This is a genomic window from Bradyrhizobium sp. Ai1a-2 (genome assembly GCF_000426245.1).
GTDB lineage: Bacteria > Pseudomonadota > Alphaproteobacteria > Rhizobiales > Xanthobacteraceae > Bradyrhizobium.
This window is the reverse complement of the sequence record NZ_AUEZ01000011.1, coordinates 97,322-113,078: the sequence shown is the minus strand read 5'-3', so window position 1 is coordinate 113,078 and position 15,757 is coordinate 97,322. Positions and strand designations below refer to the sequence as shown.

15 protein-coding genes are annotated in these 15,757 nt (G+C 63.0%); 6 read left to right on the top strand and 9 right to left on the bottom strand.

Translation table 11 applies throughout. From position 1 onward, the window contains the following. Positions 1-23: 23 nt before the first annotated feature. From K288_RS0110595 to K288_RS0110575, 5 genes are all read right to left on the bottom strand, one after another. Positions 24-740: an ABC transporter ATP-binding protein gene (locus K288_RS0110595; RefSeq protein ID WP_027579527.1), complete on the bottom strand. Its 717-nt coding sequence runs from the start codon at positions 738-740 to the stop codon at positions 24-26. Beyond that, complete coding sequence (locus K288_RS0110590) at positions 737-1,495, bottom strand: ABC transporter ATP-binding protein (RefSeq protein WP_027579526.1); 759 nt, start codon at positions 1,493-1,495, stop codon at positions 737-739. The genes K288_RS0110595 and K288_RS0110590 overlap by 4 nt, the downstream gene beginning before the upstream one ends. Positions 1,496-1,497: 2 nt before the next feature. Next, positions 1,498-2,529, bottom strand: coding sequence for a branched-chain amino acid ABC transporter permease (locus tag K288_RS0110585; RefSeq protein WP_027579525.1), 1,032 nt, complete (start codon positions 2,527-2,529; stop codon positions 1,498-1,500). Continuing rightward, the gene (locus tag K288_RS0110580; protein ID WP_027579524.1) at positions 2,526-3,428 is read right to left on the bottom strand and encodes a branched-chain amino acid ABC transporter permease; all 903 of its coding nucleotides are present in this window, start codon (positions 3,426-3,428) and stop codon (positions 2,526-2,528) included. The genes K288_RS0110585 and K288_RS0110580 overlap by 4 nt, the downstream gene beginning before the upstream one ends. Positions 3,429-3,521: 93 nt before the next feature. Then, positions 3,522-4,781, bottom strand: coding sequence for an ABC transporter substrate-binding protein (locus K288_RS0110575; RefSeq protein WP_027579523.1), 1,260 nt, complete (start codon positions 4,779-4,781; stop codon positions 3,522-3,524). 169 nt (positions 4,782-4,950) lie between these two features. On the opposite strand from K288_RS0110575, the gene K288_RS0110570 reads away from it, so the two are divergent. From K288_RS0110570 to K288_RS0110545, 6 genes are all read left to right on the top strand, one after another. After that, a complete protein-coding gene (locus K288_RS0110570) occupies positions 4,951-6,447 on the top strand; it encodes an AMP-binding protein (protein ID WP_027579522.1) in 1,497 nt (498 codons plus the stop codon). Then, entirely contained in the window at positions 6,444-7,103 is a 660-nt protein-coding gene (locus K288_RS0110565; RefSeq protein WP_027579521.1) for a TetR/AcrR family transcriptional regulator, read from the top strand. The genes K288_RS0110570 and K288_RS0110565 overlap by 4 nt, the downstream gene beginning before the upstream one ends. Then, a complete protein-coding gene (locus K288_RS0110560) occupies positions 7,093-7,866 on the top strand; it encodes an SDR family oxidoreductase (protein ID WP_027579520.1) in 774 nt (257 codons plus the stop codon). The genes K288_RS0110565 and K288_RS0110560 overlap by 11 nt, the downstream gene beginning before the upstream one ends. Positions 7,867-7,876: 10 nt before the next feature. Further along, a complete protein-coding gene (locus K288_RS0110555; RefSeq protein ID WP_027579519.1) occupies positions 7,877-9,796 on the top strand; it encodes an NAD(P)/FAD-dependent oxidoreductase in 1,920 nt (639 codons plus the stop codon). A 27-nt stretch (positions 9,797-9,823) separates the two neighbouring features. After that, positions 9,824-10,453 carry a DsbA family protein gene (locus K288_RS0110550; protein ID WP_027579518.1) on the top strand — a complete coding sequence of 210 codons (630 nt, stop codon included), beginning with the start codon at positions 9,824-9,826 and terminating at the stop codon, positions 10,451-10,453. Between the two features lie 534 nt (positions 10,454-10,987). Next, positions 10,988-11,242, top strand: a complete 255-nt coding sequence (locus tag K288_RS0110545; protein WP_027579517.1) for a hypothetical protein — start codon at positions 10,988-10,990, stop codon at positions 11,240-11,242. Positions 11,243-11,271: 29 nt separating this feature from the next. On the opposite strand, the gene K288_RS0110540 is transcribed toward K288_RS0110545, so the two are convergent. From K288_RS0110540 to K288_RS0110525, 4 genes are read right to left on the bottom strand one after another with little or no spacing between them, the layout of a single operon-like run. Further along, the gene (locus K288_RS0110540) at positions 11,272-12,282 is read right to left on the bottom strand and encodes a glutathione S-transferase N-terminal domain-containing protein (RefSeq protein WP_027579516.1); all 1,011 of its coding nucleotides are present in this window, start codon (positions 12,280-12,282) and stop codon (positions 11,272-11,274) included. Continuing rightward, on the bottom strand, positions 12,279-13,439 hold the full coding sequence (locus tag K288_RS0110535) for an epoxide hydrolase family protein (RefSeq protein ID WP_043159590.1): 1,161 nt from the start codon (positions 13,437-13,439) through the stop codon (positions 12,279-12,281). Before K288_RS0110535 ends, K288_RS0110540 begins: the two co-directional genes overlap by 4 nt. 46 nt (positions 13,440-13,485) lie before the next feature. After that, a complete protein-coding gene (locus K288_RS45195; RefSeq protein ID WP_343207777.1) occupies positions 13,486-14,928 on the bottom strand; it encodes an ATP-binding protein in 1,443 nt (480 codons plus the stop codon). Between the two features lie 22 nt (positions 14,929-14,950). Beyond that, positions 14,951-15,628 carry a response regulator transcription factor gene (locus K288_RS0110525; protein WP_051334468.1) on the bottom strand — a complete coding sequence of 226 codons (678 nt, stop codon included), beginning with the start codon at positions 15,626-15,628 and terminating at the stop codon, positions 14,951-14,953. Between the last annotated feature and the right edge of the window lie 129 nt (positions 15,629-15,757).

Below are 15,757 nucleotides of genomic sequence, written 5' to 3'. Positions count from 1 at the left end.
CATCCTCCCCATGGGGCTGAAGGCTACAGCGCCAGATAGCGCTGCCGAATGTTGTCGTTGGCCTTCAGCTCTTCGATGGGAGATGTGTAGACGATTTGGCCCTTGTCGATAACCGTCGCGTGGCTCGCAAGGCCAAGGCAAAAATGCATGTTTTGCTCGGCGATCAACACCGTGGCGCCGGTCGCGCGAAGCTGCCGCAAGAGCTCGCCGATCCGTTGTACGATGATGGGCGCCAGCCCCTCGCTCGGCTCGTCCAGGAGCAGCAGCGCCGGATTGCCCATCAGCGTCCGCGCGATCGCCAGCATCTGCTGTTCGCCGCCGGACAGCCGACCCGCGATCCGGTAGCGCAACGGCTCGAGCAGCGGGAACACGTCATAGATGCGCCGGATCGACCATTCATCCTCGCCGTTCGGCCCCTTCTTCTGGCCGATGACGAGATTGTCTTCGACCGTATGCTCCGGAAAAATCTGGCGGTCCTCGGGGACAAAGCCGAGCCCGGCACGGGCGATGCGATGCGGCCTCATCCCGGAGACAGTCCTGCCGTTCAGCGTCACCCTGCCGCGACGGGCCGGCGCGAGCCCCATGATCGCCTTCATGGTGGTGGACTTGCCGGCGCCGTTGCGGCCAAGCAGCGCCATCGTCTCGCCCTGCCGCACCGACAGGCCGACGCCGAACAGGATCTGGCTGGTGCCATAGTAGACGTCGAGATCTTCGACCTGCACGACTGGCAAGGCGCTCATGTCACGGCCTCGGCATGTTCCTCGGTGCCAAGATAGGCCTCGATCACCGCTTCGTTGCGCCTGATGGCGTCTGGCGTGCCGGTCGCAAGGATGCGGCCGTAGCAGAGCACGACGATCCTGGGCGCGATCTTGAACACGATGTCCATGTCGTGCTCGATGAACACGACCGTGATCTTCTGCGCCTCCCAGAGTTCGCGGACCTTGTCGATCATCCGCCAACGCTCTTCGGTGCCCATGCCGGCCGTCGGCTCGTCCAACAGCAGCACTTTTGGGTCGAGCACCAGCGCCAGCGCGATATCCAGAAGCTTCTGGTCGCCATGCGAGAGTGTCGCGGCGGTGCGGTGGCGCTTGTTGGCAAGGCCAAGCAACTCCATCGCGTGCTCAGCACGATCCCGCGTCTCGGCGAGGGGAAAACGCCGATGCAGCACGGTTGAGCGGCGCTGATCCGCGCAGACGGCGGCGAGCATGGTTTCCTGCACGGTAAGGGACGGAAAGATGCTGGCGACCTGGAACGCCCGCCCAATGCCATAGCGCACGATGTCGGATGGCGACTTGCCGGCGAGATCTACGCCTTCGAGCAGGACCTGGCCGGAGTCCGGCCTGAGCGCACCCGTGATCAGGTTGAAGAACGTGCTCTTGCCGGCACCGTTTGGACCGATCACGGCCGTCAGCGAGCCGTCGGCGAAGTCAAGCGAAACGTCATCAGTCGCTTTCACGCCGCCGAACGACTTTGAGAGCCCGCGAATATCCAACATGGCTAGCCGCGCTCCCCTCGCCCGTCGCGCCGCTGCGCGTACCACTCGAGCAGATAGTCCATCAGGCCCTTGCGCAGGCCGATGGCGAAGAACAGGATCACGAGGCCGAGCACGATGCCATGATATTCCGTGAAGCGGGTGACGGTGTCGTTGAGGATCAGGAGCAGCACCGTGCCGACCATCGGTCCCAGGAACGTGGTGACGCCGCCGAGCATGTTGATGAAGATGCCCTCGCCCGAAATCGTCCAGTAGGCGAATTCGGGATAGGCGCCGGAGACGAACAGCGCCATGACCATGCCGCCGGTGGACGCAAACAGCGCCGCCAGCACGAAGATCGTCAGCTTGGCGCGCCAGACATCGATGCCGATGAAACTCGCGCGCCGGGCATTGTCGCGGATCATGCGCAGCGTATAGCCGAACGGCGATTGCGCGATCTGGCGCATCAAGAGCAACCCGAGCACCAGCAGCGCGCAGCTCGTGATGTAGAGATGCACATGGTTGGCAAGATCGATGCCGAGGAACACCGGCCGCGGGATGCCGCCGCGCAGTCCCTGATCGCCACCGGTCAGCGACGCCCAGGTCAGAATCGTCGAGTGGATCAGCATCTGGAATGCCAGCGTGACGAACGCGAAATAGATCTCCTTCAGCCGGACGCAAATCGCGCCGATGATCGCGGCGAAAACGGCAGTAATCGCGAGCGTCGCCACAAAAGCCACCGGTATCGGCACGCCGGTGCGCTGCATCAGCAGGCCGAAGCCATAGGCACCGAGCCCGAAGAACATGCCGTGGCCGAACGAAATCATGCCGGTGTAGCCGACGAGCAAATTGAGCGAGGTCGCGAACAGGCCGAACGCCGAACAGCGGATCACGAAATCGAGCAGCGCCTTGCTGCCGAAGAAGAACGGCAGCGCCGCCAGCACCGCAAAGGCGACCAGCGCGACCAGAATGTCGCGATAACGCGAGCGGAACGAGCGCGTTTCGATACGCGGCGCACTCAAGGTCTCCGACGCGCGACCAGCCTGCAGCTCGGTCATGCGACCTCCTTGCCGAACAGGCCGGTCGGCCGCGACACCAGGACGATCACCATGAACAGGTACATCAGGCCTTCGGTAAAAAGGGGAAAGCCCAGCGAGCCGAACGAGCGGATCAGGCCGATGAGCAGCGCTCCGATCAGCGCGCCCAGGATCGAGCCCATGCCTCCAATGACGGTGACGATGAAGGATTCGATCAGCACCGAAAATCCCATTCCTGGCGTCAGCGAACGCACCGGCGCCGCGAGCGCCCCGGCAAGCCCGGCGAGCATGCCGCCGAGCGCGAACACACCGCCATAGAGCAGGCCGGTATTGATGCCGAGCGCCGACACCATCCCCGGATTGTGGGCTGCCGCGCGGATCACCTTGCCGATCCGGGTGCGAGCAAGCCCGAGGCCGAGCACCATGGCGGCTGCCAGCGCAACGCCGATCAGCAGCAGATAATACGGCGGCACGACGCCGCCGGCGATGAACAGCGGCGGCACCTGGAACGCCGACGGCATGCCCATCGACTTGAATTCGGGTCCCCACACCATCCGTACGACATCGTCGAAGATCAGCACGAAGGCGTAGCAGACCAGCAATTGCATCAGCACGTCGGCGCCATAGACGCGGCTCATGAACACGCGCTCGAAGATCAGGCCCAGGATCGCCGTGCCCGCCGCGCCGCAAAGCATCGCCAGCGTAAAGCTGTCCGTGAGCTGGTAGGCCGTCATCGCGAAATAGGCGCCGAACATGTAGAAGGCGCCGTGGCTGAAATTGACGACCTTGAGCACGCCGAAGATCAGCGTCAGCCCGACGGCGACGAGAAACAGCAGCATACCGATGATGAGGCCGCTGGTGGTTTGCGTCACCAGACAGGCCGGACTGGCGAGGCAGCCAGCGAGCGCGTCTATATCCAATGCAGCATTTCCATCTGAGCGCGCCGAGACCGCCGGCGCGCAAACTCAGCGAGGCGTGAGTGGAAACGATCGGCGCTTCCACTCACAGATCGGTCAGGTGTAGCCCTTGCTCTTCTTCCACTCGGCTTCGAGTTCGAAGATGGTCTTCCAATCGCCGGCTTTCACTTCCGGCACATAGGGTTCCTGCGGGATCGTGGTGCCCCAACCGATGGCGTAGCCAACCAGCGTATTGTCCTCGCCGCGCATCGTCACGGTGCCGTCGGCGCCGAACGGGCATTTGATCGTCAGCCCGCGCAGCGCTTCCGCGACCTTCTTGCCGTCAGTGGAGTTGGCTTTTTTCACGGCTTCCGTGAGCAGCATCACCGCAGTCGCATTCTGCCACGACCAGTTGGTCGGATACTCGTTGTACTTCGCGCGGTAGGCGTCGCCCCATGCGGCGTTCTCCGGTGTCTTCGGGAACGTCTTGATGTAGCGGTTGCCGGAGTGAATGCCTTTGGGCAGGTTCTTCACCACCGTGAGCGCGGTGTAATCAGCCATGTTGACGGCGAAGACCTCCATCTGCGTGAACAGCGCATAGATGTTGGCCTGGTCGATATATGACGTCAGATCGCCGCCCCACAGGCACGTATATAGCGCCTGCGGCTTCGCCTGCAGGATCTTCGTCACCACCTCGGTGTAGTCAGGCTGGAACAGCTTCGGCCAGGACTCGCTGATGATCTCGACGTCGGGCGCAAAGCGCTTGAGATAGAGCGAAAATTCCCCGGTGGTATCGCGGCCATAGGCATAATCCGGCGAGCAGGTCGCCCATTTCTTCAGGCCCTTGGTTTTCGCGATCGCAGCCGCATAGCTGCCGCCGACGATGGAATCATGGATGCCCTGCCGGACGCAGCGGAACGCGTTCGGAATATGTTGCTTTGGATCGGCGGTCAGCGAGGAGGCTTCCGAGCAGGTGTGGATGCAGAGCACGCCGAGGTCGCGCGCCACTTCGTGAACGGCGAACGATCCGGACGAGGCCTCGCCGTCAAACAGCATCTCGCAGCCGTCGGTGTTGACGAGTTCGCGCGCGATACGGGCTGCTTCCTGCGGCTGGCCCTTGGAGTCGCGGATCACCATCTCGATCTGCCGACCGGCCAGGCCGCCCGCGGCGTTGACCTTCTCGACCTCCAGCAGCACGGCGTTGCGCGAGGATGTGCCGAGTTGCGCAACGCGGCCCGACAGAATCGTCGGCATGCCGATCTTGATGGTCTTGGCCTGCGCGCGCGCCACCCATGGCGCAGCAATCGTCACCGCACCGGCGCCCATCAGCGCCAGAGTCGCACGGCGGCTGATGCCCGGTTGACGGGTTCTCTTCATTCTCCCCTCCCAGTCGGGTTGTCGTTCCCTATTCCCTTGCCGGAGATCATCTCGTCTCCGTGCACACGAGGATTTCAGAGCGAGGGGGGTGACGTCAAGCCAAAGATGAATTACGAGTCATAGTTCATCGGGGAAGCAAACGAGGCCGAAACGGCCCTTTGAGCGGCAGATGATCAACCTTTCGAGCTTCATCGCCTTTCATGCCAAGCGGACGCCTGATCGGTGTGCGCTGAAATATCGCGGCGAGGACATTTCCTACGGCAGCTTCGACGAGCGCATCCGCCGGGTGGCCGGCTGGCTCGCCGCTCGCGGGATCGGTCCGGGCGACGTCGTCGCGGTACTGATGAAGAACAGCGCCGCCTTTCTCGAACTGGTCTTTGCGACCAGCCATATCGGCGCGGTGTTCCTGCCGATCAACTATCGCCTCTCCGCCGATGAGGTCGGCTACATCGTCGGCAATTCCGGCGCGCGCATCCTGATAGCGGACGAAGAGCTCGCCGCGATCACTGCAGGTAGCGCGCCAATCGTGCCGCTCGATGAGGCCGCGCAATCGACTGCCACGCGACTCGCACCCGACATCGCGCCGGCGCCGATGCATGTCCGTCTGCCGCAGGACCTGATGCGGCTGATGTACACGTCAGGCACCACCGATCGTCCCAAAGGCGTGATGCTCAGCTACGAGAACATATACTGGAAGTCGGCCGACCAGACGCTGGTGCTCGGCCTCAATGCGGATACGCGCCTTCTCGTCGTCGGCCCGCTCTATCACGTCGGCGCGCTCGATCTTCCCGGAATTGCGGTGCTGTGGCATGGCGGCATGCTCTCGGTCCATCGCGAGTTCAAGCCCGAACAGGCGCTCGCCGCGATCGAAGCGGAGAAGCTGAACGCGGCATGGTTCGCCCCTGTGATGACCACCGCGATCCTCACCTGCCCTACGCGCGACCGCTACGATGTTTCGAGTCTCGCATGGGCGATCGGCGGCGGTGAGAAAACCCCGGAGCTGCGCATCCGCGCCTTCTCCGACTATTTCAGGAATGCCCGCTACATTGACGCCTATGGTCTGACCGAGAGCGTCGGCGGCGACACCTTCATGGAGCCAGGCCGCGAGATCGAGAAGATCGGCTCAACCGGCCGCGCCATCGCCCATGTCGAGGTCGAGATCCGTGACGATCGAGGCAACCGGCTTCCACCCGGCGAGAACGGCGAGATCTGCCTGCGCGGTCCAAAGATCACGAAAGGATACTGGCGCGATCCGGAGAAGACCGCCGCCGCTTTCTTCGGAGATTGGTTCCGCACCGGCGACGTCGGCTATCTCGACGAGGACGGCTTCCTTTATCTCACCGACCGCAAGAAGGACATGATCATCTCCGGCGGCGAGAACATCGCCTCCTCCGAGGTCGAGCGCGTCATCTATGAAATGCCCGAGGTTTGTGAGGTCGCCGTCATCGGCCTGCGCGATGAGCGCTGGGGCGAGAAGCCGGTCGCGATCGTCGTGCTGGCGGAAGACGCCACGCTGGATCTTCCCGCGCTGAGGGACTACTGCCGCGCGCGACTCGCCGGCTTCAAGGTGCCGAAACAACTGATCATCCGTGACAGCCTGCCGCGCAACCCTTCCGGCAAGGTGCTCAAGCGCGTGCTGCGCGCTGAACTGGAGACCGCTGCATGACCCAAGCACCGCACGCCGCGCCCCTCAAGGTCACCAAGCTGAACCGGGTCGAGCGCAACGCCTGGACCAAGCAAAAGATCTTCGACGCCGCGACCAAGGTGGTCGGCAAATATGGCTACGCCGAAGCCTCCGTCGCCCGCATCACCGAAGAAGCCGGCGTCGCCCAAGGCACCTTCTATAATCATTTCGAGAATCGCCAGGAACTGCTCGAGCAACTCCTGCCGAAGATTGGACTGGATATGGTGCGCTTCATCCACGCGCGCACCGGCACCGCGCACACGGCGCGGCAGGAAATCGAGCGCTTCAGCGCCTTCTTTGATTTCATCCTCGAAGTGCCGGAGTTCCTGCGCATCCTCAACGAAGCCGAATTCTTTGCGCCGATCGGCTATCAGAAGCATTTCGACAATATCTCGACCGCCTATGTGCGCATCCTCCGCCGTGCGCGGCAGGCCGGCGAGATCATCGATTTCAGCGACGAGGAGTTCGAGGCGATCGTGCAGATGCTGATGGGCGCGCGCGGCTATCTCAGCCGCCGCTATTCCTACACGGGCGGCAAGGTCACCGCCCCGCCCGATCACGTGATCTCCGCCTACCGGAAGCTCGTGACCCGCGGGCTGTTCAACGCAACCAGTGAGGATAACGGTCATGAGCACTGACGGCCTCGTTCTCGTCACCGGCGGCAGTCGCGGCATCGGCGCCGCCACCGCCACGCTGCTTGCCGACCAGGGCCAGCGCGTCGTGATCGTCGACATCGCGCCCGAGCCGCTGGTCGGGACCGATGCCATCCTGTGGCCTGCCCCGTTCGATGTCGCGAGCGAAGCAACCGTCACGGCCGGCATTGCCGATATCGAGGCCGCGCACGGCCCGATCACCGGCCTCGTCAATGCCGCCGGCGTGTTCGGCAAGATGCACCGGATCGAGCGCGTGCGGATGGAGCAATGGGACCGCGAGGTCAATATCGACCTGCGCGGCACCTTCATGGTCGCGCGCGGCGTCGGCGTGCGGATGGCCGCGCGACGAAGCGGCGCCATCGTCAATGTCGCCTCCGTCGCCGGCATGACCTCCGGCCCGATCCACGCCTATACCGCCGCGAAGGCCGGCATCATCCAGATCACGCAGACGCTTGCCGCCGAATGGGGCCGGGTCGGCGTGCGCGTCAACGCGGTATCGCCGGGCTTTACCCGCACGGCGATGCTGGAAGCCGGCATCGCCTCGGGTGCGCTCGACAAGGAACTGCTGTCGCGGCCATCAGCCATGAACCGGCTGGTCGAGCCGTTTGAAGTGGCGCAGGCGATCGTCTGGCTGCTTTCGCCAAAGAGCAGCGGCGTCACCGGCATCAACCTGCCTGTCGATGCCGGCTTTATCGCGGGCTCTACATGGGCCGCCTATGGCGGACTGCCGGAAGCACCGGAAGCGTGAGGACAAGAGCATGAACATCGAAATGCCGCGCAAGAAACTCGACCTGGCTTCCGCTATCGCTGAAGGCGACATTCGCGTGCTGCTGATGGTGCTGGTGCACATGACCGGCGATGAGCGCTGGCTCGAACCACCGTACAAGCCCAAGCGCGACGTGCGCCTGATCCCCGATCCGGACGCCGGCGTACCGAAGGAGATCCAGGACGAAATCCGCGCCGCGGTCCTGAAGCTCTATGAGCACGGCGAGCCCAAGCCTGTCATCACCGATCCCGGCAACGAATTGATGCTGAAGATGATGAGCGCGACGCTCGGCGAGAACGTCGCGCCGGAATACGCGCCGCTGATGCGCGAGGAAATGGGCTTCATCCCGCGCGATGCGCGCTGGAACAAACGTCCATCGGACGAGAAGCTGGCGGAGCAGCACGTCCTGATCGTCGGTGCCGGCGTATGCGCGATTGCACTGGGCGTCGCGCTGGACCGGCTCGGCATCCCCTATACCATCGTCGAGAAAGAGGACGAGATCGGCGGCACCTGGTACGTCAACCGCTATCCCGGCTGCGGCGTCGATACGCCGAACCACTCCTACTCCTTCTCTTTCGGCGAACGGAACCAATGGACGCGTTATTTCGCGCCGCGCCAGGAGTTGCTCGACTATCTCTTGAAGGTGGTGCGCGAACACGGCATCCGGCGCCATGTCCGTCTCAACACCGAGTTGGTCGCGTCACGCTGGGACGAGAACAAGCGGCGCTGGATTTCGACTCTCAGGACCGGCAACGGCGAAGAAACCTTCGAATCGACCGCTCTGGTCAGCGCCATCGGCCAGCTCAACGACCCGGCTCCGGCCCGTTTCAAGGGCGAGGAAGATTTCCAGGGCCTTGCCGTGCATTCGGCGCTGTGGTCCGACGATATCAATCTCGACGGCAAGCGCGTCGCCGTGATCGGTACCGGCGCCACCGCGATGCAGCTCGTGCCCGCCATCGCCGATCGCGTATCGTCGATCACGGTCTATCAGCGCACGGCGCAATGGGCGCGGCCGGTCAAGGGCTACTCCGACCCGATCACCGAAGGCGCGCAATGGCTGCTCGCACACCTGCCCTTCTATGTGCAGTGGTACCGCTTCAACATGTTCTGGCGCTATGGCGACGGCCTGCTGCCGTTCCTGCGCAAGGATCCGAACTGGCCGCATCCGGCGCGCGCCGTCAACAAGGGCAACGACCGGCACCGGCAGGAGCTGACGGATTTCATCCTGTCCGAGCTCAGGGATCGCCCCGACCTGATCGAAAAATGCGTGCCGACCTATCCGCCCTATGGCAAGCGCATCCTGCTCGACAACAACTGGTTCAAGACGCTGACCAGGCCGAATGTCGAGCTGATCACCGATCTAATCGACCATTTTGCGCGCGATGGCATCGTCACGGCGGATGGCGAGCAACACGCGCACGACATCATCGTCATCTCCACAGGCTTCAAGGTTTCGGAGATGGCGGCGCGGCTCAACATCACCGGGCGCGGCGGCAACAATCTCAGGGACGTCTGGGCCAACGATAACCCGACGGCCTATCTCGGCTTGACCGTACCCAACTTCCCAAACCTCTTCCTGATGCTCGGACCGAACTCAGGACCGGCGCATGGCGGCAGCGTGATCTTCCAGTCGGAATGCCAGAGCCGGTACATCTCGGCCTGCCTTGCCGAGATGATCGAGAAGGGCATCGCCGCCATCGATGTCAGTCAAGAGGCGCATGATCAATATGTCCGCAAGGTCGATGCCGAGCATGAGCAGTTGATCTGGACCCATCCGGGCATGACGACCTATTACCGCAACAGCCGGGGCCGCGTGTTCTCGGCCATGCCCTGGCGTTTCGTCGACTATTGGGCGATGACTCACGATCCTGATCTGAGCCAGTATCGACAAACGAAACGTGCAGACGCCTGAGAGCCACCACGATCAGGGAGGTCAGGGATGGAAAGGCCGCGCGTACGCATCTACACCGACTACAAGAGCCCTTACGCCTTCGTCGCCAACAAGCGCCTGTTCGAACTCGAGGAGCAGCATGGCGTCGAGCTGGAGTGGCTGCCCTATACGCTGCGGATCCCGGAATTCATGGGGACCGTGGAAGAGCGCACCCCGCATTTCTGGCGCAAGGTGCGTTACGCCTATATGGACGCGCGGCGTTTCGCCAACGCGCAAGGGCTGACGATGAAGGGGCCGCGGCGGATTTACGATGCGTTCTATTCCAGCGCCGGCATGCTGTTCGCCCAACGCCATGGACTATTTCGGCCGTACCACGACACGGTTTTTCGCCGCTTTTGGAACCATGATCTGGAGATCGACGAACTATCTGATATCGCTGGCGTGATCGCCGCGAGCGGTGGTTCGCCGAAAGATTTCGAGGAATATGTTCATGGCCCTGCGCGAGCGGAACACGATCGGATCATCGAGGAAGCGGAGGCACTTGGCGTTTTCGGCGTCCCCACGATGGTGTTCAACGGCGAACTGTTCTGGGGCGGCGACCGTATCGACATGCTGATCGAGCGCATCAAGGATCCCGCGTCTATCGCGACAGCGCTTGGCAGCCGGCATAGGAAATGATCCCGCACTTCGTGGTTCCCTCACGTCGCTAGGGAACCGCGACTTCACTTGACAGTCTCCAATATCTGCCGCAGCATTTTGGTGATGCACCTGTCGGGGTGCTGGGGAGCTTGGCTCCCGACCTCGCAGGAATTGCTGACCGATCATGTCGTCGGACGGCACGCAGAGGATACGGACAGATGTCCGTCGGGCCACTCTTGGAGAGGAGCATGACGCCACCGGGCCAGTCCAGTGACCTTGCTCAACGGCAAGGTCTCGGCGCAATTGAGGTCAACAGCAGCTGCTAGCCACATTGCGCCGTCGACAATCTGAACATATCCATAGGATGGGAGCGCAAAGGCCACGCGCTTTTCGATCCAGAGTTATCCTGGTGTCTACCAGAATCCTTCGCTAAAACGAAGATACAGGGCCCCGCGATGCTCCAATGCACCGGGGCCCATCAATTTGCGGGGTGAGGCACCGAAGTCCACCATCCCGATCCGGAACCGAACTCCTCTTCGCGCGCTAACTTCTCTCGAACCGAGGGAGGTCATGATGAAACGCTATCTGCTTTGTCTCGGCTTGGTTGCGTCGCTTGCGACTGTCTGCCATGCCCCTGCCCTCGCCCAGAGCACGAGAACGGGCCCCGCGTTTTATGTCGTGCTGAATTCGCTGACCAAGAATTGCTCGGTCGTCGACAAGACGCCCAAGACGGATACGCCGAACATCACGGTCGCAAGCGATACGGTTTACAAGAGCCGGGCTGAGGCCGAGGAAGCCATCAAGACGCTGCCGTCCTGCTCGCGATAGGCGGCTTTGCTTGATGCAATGAAAGGCGATCAGTTTGCGGCCAGGTGCATCCAGCATCCCGTGCGCTCGAGCGGCGGCTGTAGAGCGTCGCGGTCTGCCGCATTCAGTGCTGCAAATTTCTCGCGTAGCTGCTGTAGGCACTTGACCTGGTATTTGAACGGCGCAAGCGCATAAGGCAGGCCCCAGACGGTGATCTCGAGCCGCTCCAGCCCCTTCGCCAAAGCCTTCTCGTTGGCAACCAGGAACGGCAGATAGAGTTCGCCGGCAATTTTCAGCAGCGCCTCGGCCCATCCGCTCAATGCCTGCTCGCGTGGGTACCACGCGCCATCGACACCCGAGGCATCGTCGAGCCGGCGCACCCAGTGATCGGTGAACGGCGCCGCGGCCCGCATGATCCGCATCGGCGTCGGATCAGTCGCCATTTCGCTGAGCTGGCCGAACCAGGCGAAATCCGCCAGCGACGGCCGGCTGCCGAACAGATATCTGGTCATCCCGACATGCGGCTCGAACGCGGCGAGGATACGCCGGTAGCTTTCTTCAAGCAGCGGCTTGTTTTCCGCGGTCGCGCCGAGGATCGCCATGCGCGAGATCTGCCGCTGCCGAAACTCCTCGATCTCCTGCGCGCTGCCGGTCTCGGCCTCCGACGTCGACCATTCCTCGCCGGCCCAGCGCGAGACATAGGCTTGATCTTCCACATCCCACCAGCGGTAGAGGAACAATGGCTTCACCGCCCACTCGTCGGCGAGATCCTCCAGGAGATCGCAAATGAATGCGACGGCCTTGTCCTCGGGGATCACCGACCGGCCGCGATGCCGCTTTTCGAGATCGTAGGCCAGCGTCGTGGTCTCGCCACGGTAACTACCGTCGGGATATTGCAGCACCGGAATCAGCATCGGCCGCAGGTGCGCTGTCGCCTCGCGCAGCGCCTTGGTCATGATCACCCAGTCATGAGGAATCCGGCGATAGCGCAGCAGCGCACGCAGCTTGAGCGCGTAGGGCGACGCGGTGGATCCGATCAGCCGATAGCGTCCTTCGGTCATGACTGGCTCGATTCCTCGCGCAACGGCCGGAAGAACTCGCGCACCTCGCGCACGAACAACTCAGGCTGCTCGAAGGCGGCAAAGTGACCGCCCTTCGGCATCTCGCTCCAATGGCGGATATTGGTGAAGCTCGCTTCCATCCACTTTCGAACCGGCGTGACGATCTCCTTGGGAAAGACCGCGACGCCGGTCGGCACGGTAACCTTGTGCACAGTTCGCCGTTTCGGTCCAAAGCTCTCCCAATAGAGCCGCGCCGAGGAGGCCGCGGTGGCAGGCACCCAATACAGCATCACATTGTCGAGCAGTTCGTCGCGGGACAGGATGTTCTCGGGATGGCCGTCGCAGTCGGTCCAGGCCCAGAACTTTTCGAGGATCCACGCGGCCTGGCCGCTTGGCGAATCCGTCAGCCCGTAGCCAAGCGTTTGCGGCCGGGTCGACTGCTGCTTGGAATAGCCGGAATCCCAGTCGGCGTAATATTTGATGCCGTTCAGCGCCCGCGTCTCTTCCGGCGTCGGCTGTCCCTCGACATTGGGCCGCGTCGCCATCGCCAGCGTGACGTGGATGCCGGCGCAATGCGCGGCGTCTTGCGCGCCCAGCGCGGTCGTGACGGCCGAGCCCCAGTCACCGCCTTGCGCGCCGTATCGCGCATAGCCAAGGCGTTCCATCAGCACGGCCCAGGCCGTCGCGATGCGATCGACGCCCCAGCCGGTTGTACGCGGCTTGGCAGAGAAACCGAAGCCCGGCAACGACGGACAGACCACGTGAAACGCGTCGGCGGCGCGACCACCATGGGCCGTCGGATCGGTGAGCGGTTCGATCACCTTGTGGAATTCGACCACCGATCCCGGCCAACCATGGGTGATGATCAGCGGCATCGCGTTCGCATGCGGCGAGCGGACGTGCAAGAAATGGATGCCGAGTCCGTCGATCTCGGTCGTGAACTGTGCAAAGCGATTGAGGCGCGCTTCGCGGCTGCGCCAGTCATATTCGTCGGCCCAGTAACGGCAAACGTCCTGGATCCACTGCAGCGGAGCGCCCTGGCTCCAGTCTTCGACCAGCTCGGCCTCGGGCCATCGCGTCCGGTGAAGCCTCGATTTGAGATCCTCGAGCACGTCGTCACTGACCGAGATCCGAAAGGGGTGTATCGCTGTGCCCATGGCCTGTTCCTCCAACCGACGTGCTCACTATCGGAGAAAAGGCAGGCTATACGCAAGTCACACGGACAGGCCGCGGCCCTCCCCTCGGCGATTGCGCTTCGGGATCCGGGCAGACGATCTCGACGCGGCATCCCGCGCCCGGATGGATCGCCAGCCGGAAGCCGTGCAATTTGACGATCGCAGCCACCAGATTGAGGCCGAGGCCGACGCCCGGCGTATTACGCATCTTGTCGGACCGATAGAACCGCCGCAGCACCGCGTCGCGCTCCTCTGCCGTGATCCCGCTGCCGGTATCGACAACGCGGATCACGGTTTCATTACCGTTACGCAGCAGTTCGATGTCGACCTTGCCGCCCTCCGGAGTGAACTTGATGGCGTTGTCGACGAGATTGGTGACCGCCTCGATCAACAGGTCCCGGTCGCCGCGTACGTTGAGCTGCTGCTCGGCGTGGACCGTCAGCGCGATATTCTTGTTCTCGGCGATCGGCTCATAGATGTCGCAGACCTCCCGCAACATCTCATGAAGCGGAACGACACCGAAGCCGGCCGACCGTCGGCTGTTCTCGATCTCGGCAAGCCGCAACAATGCGGTGATGATCGTCAGCGACTGGTCGATACCGGCGATCGCCTTGTCCGCGACTGTCTGAAGCTGTTCCAGCGACGTTGCATGGGTGCGGCCACGCTCGAGCGCGAGCCGTGCCCGCGTCAGCGGAGTCCTGAGGTCGTGGGCGATATCGTTGCCGACGCCAGCTAGCGCGTTTATCATCGTTTCCATCTCGTCGAGCATGCCGTTGACGATGACCGCGAGCTTGGAGAACGGCTCGCTGCCCTCGGTATATGGCAGCCGCTCACGCAGATCGCCCGCGATGATGCGCTGGACGCGCTGATTGACCTCCTCGACCTGCCGCTGCGCCCGCACGCTCAGCCAGGCGCCGGCCAGAAGACAGATTATGAATGCCGGCAGCAGTCCGAACGCCAATGCTTCGCCGACGACGTGAGAGATCTCCTTGGTCTCATCGACATTGCGCGCAATCACCAGCACGTCGCCGTTTGGCATGCGCCTGCCGATGGCGCGAACCGGGTGATCGTGATCCCGCAGATCCGCTCTGGCCGCGGTGACGCTCTGCGCCGGCGCGTCGATCTTGAGACCGGCCGGAAGACGCTCGATGTTGCCCGCCAGCCTCCGACCGTCCGGGCCAAACAGCGCAGCAAATTGAACACCCCGCGAATCCTGCCGCAAATGATCTTCGATCGCATTGAGCTGGCGCTCTATCGGCAGCGTCGCCATGAAAACGATCTGGCGGCCGAGCATCCGGTCGGTCCTGTCGATCAGATAGCCGTCGATCTTCAAGTAGATGAAACCGAACAGCGCGATCATGAAAACGGCAAGGACGCCGGCTACCGCAAGTGCCCAGCGAAAACTGTTCGAGCGAATGAATTGCCACTGGCCCATCGAATTCGGATGTCTCTGCATAACGTAAGCGGCCACCGATCGGAGCCGGCGCAATATCTCAGGAAGCCGCACGAAGGATGAAACCGGCACCGCGGACATTTTGAATCATCGGAGCTTCGCTCGGCCCGTCCACCTTGTGGCGCAAGCGGCCCATATGCACGTCGACAAGGTTTGTCGCCGGGACGAATTTGTAGTTCCAGACCTCTTCAAGCAGCATCGCGCGCGTCAGCAACTGGTCGCTGCGCCGCATCATGTATTCAAGCAGGCGAAATTCGCGCGGCAGCAGATCGATCACCCGATCGCCGCGCTTGGCAGTGCGCTCGATCAGGTCGAGTTCGAGCTGCCCTACCCGGAGCAACGTCTCACGCGATTCCACCGGCCGGCGCAGCAGCGCTTCTATCCGGGCGATCAGCTCCACGACGGCGAAAGGCTTGGTGAGATAGTCATCGCCGCCCATGCGCAGGCCCCGCACACGGTCATCCACCGCGCCGAGCGCACTGAGCACCAGCACCGGTGTGCGAACCTGTTCCTTCCGCAAGGTCTCGATCACGCTGAGCCCGTCCATTCCGGGCAACAGGCGGTCGACGATCATGGCGTCAGGCTTCAGGTTGCGCGCCTTGTCGAGGCCCTCTCGACCATTGGCCGACCATTCGACCTCGAAGCCGCGTTCGGCGAGTTCGGCCGTGATCTCTTCGGCGGTCTCGCCGTCATCTTCGATCAAGAGCACCTTTACCATCAATCCATTCTCGACAACCATGCCGGAGGCCCAACTGCCAGCCGGCCGCCAGGAACCGGGCGGCGCCGCTAGCCTGCGCTTCAGGTCAGGGGAGTGCGCCCGCCCAGCGACCGCCTGATCACCGCCTCG

What these genes read in the sequence shown, in the direction of transcription:
- K288_RS0110595 (WP_027579527.1), bottom strand. Translation starts at nt 740, where the DNA reads ATGAGCGCCTTGCCAGTCGTGCAGGTCGAAGATCTCGACGTCTACTAT.
- K288_RS0110590 (WP_027579526.1), bottom strand. Translation starts at nt 1,495, where the DNA reads ATGTTGGATATTCGCGGGCTCTCAAAGTCGTTCGGCGGCGTGAAAGCG.
- K288_RS0110585 (WP_027579525.1), bottom strand. Translation starts at nt 2,529, where the DNA reads ATGACCGAGCTGCAGGCTGGTCGCGCGTCGGAGACCTTGAGTGCGCCG.
- K288_RS0110575 (WP_027579523.1), bottom strand. Translation starts at nt 4,781, where the DNA reads ATGAAGAGAACCCGTCAACCGGGCATCAGCCGCCGTGCGACTCTGGCG.
- K288_RS0110570 (WP_027579522.1), top strand. Translation starts at nt 4,951, where the DNA reads ATGATCAACCTTTCGAGCTTCATCGCCTTTCATGCCAAGCGGACGCCT.
- K288_RS0110565 (WP_027579521.1), top strand. Translation starts at nt 6,444, where the DNA reads ATGACCCAAGCACCGCACGCCGCGCCCCTCAAGGTCACCAAGCTGAAC.
- K288_RS0110560 (WP_027579520.1), top strand. Translation starts at nt 7,093, where the DNA reads ATGAGCACTGACGGCCTCGTTCTCGTCACCGGCGGCAGTCGCGGCATC.
- K288_RS0110555 (WP_027579519.1), top strand. Translation starts at nt 7,877, where the DNA reads ATGAACATCGAAATGCCGCGCAAGAAACTCGACCTGGCTTCCGCTATC.
- K288_RS0110550 (WP_027579518.1), top strand. Translation starts at nt 9,824, where the DNA reads ATGGAAAGGCCGCGCGTACGCATCTACACCGACTACAAGAGCCCTTAC.
- K288_RS0110545 (WP_027579517.1), top strand. Translation starts at nt 10,988, where the DNA reads ATGAAACGCTATCTGCTTTGTCTCGGCTTGGTTGCGTCGCTTGCGACT.
- K288_RS0110540 (WP_027579516.1), bottom strand. Translation starts at nt 12,282, where the DNA reads ATGACCGAAGGACGCTATCGGCTGATCGGATCCACCGCGTCGCCCTAC.
- K288_RS0110535 (WP_043159590.1), bottom strand. Translation starts at nt 13,439, where the DNA reads ATGGGCACAGCGATACACCCCTTTCGGATCTCGGTCAGTGACGACGTG.
- K288_RS0110525 (WP_051334468.1), bottom strand. Translation starts at nt 15,628, where the DNA reads ATGGTAAAGGTGCTCTTGATCGAAGATGACGGCGAGACCGCCGAAGAG.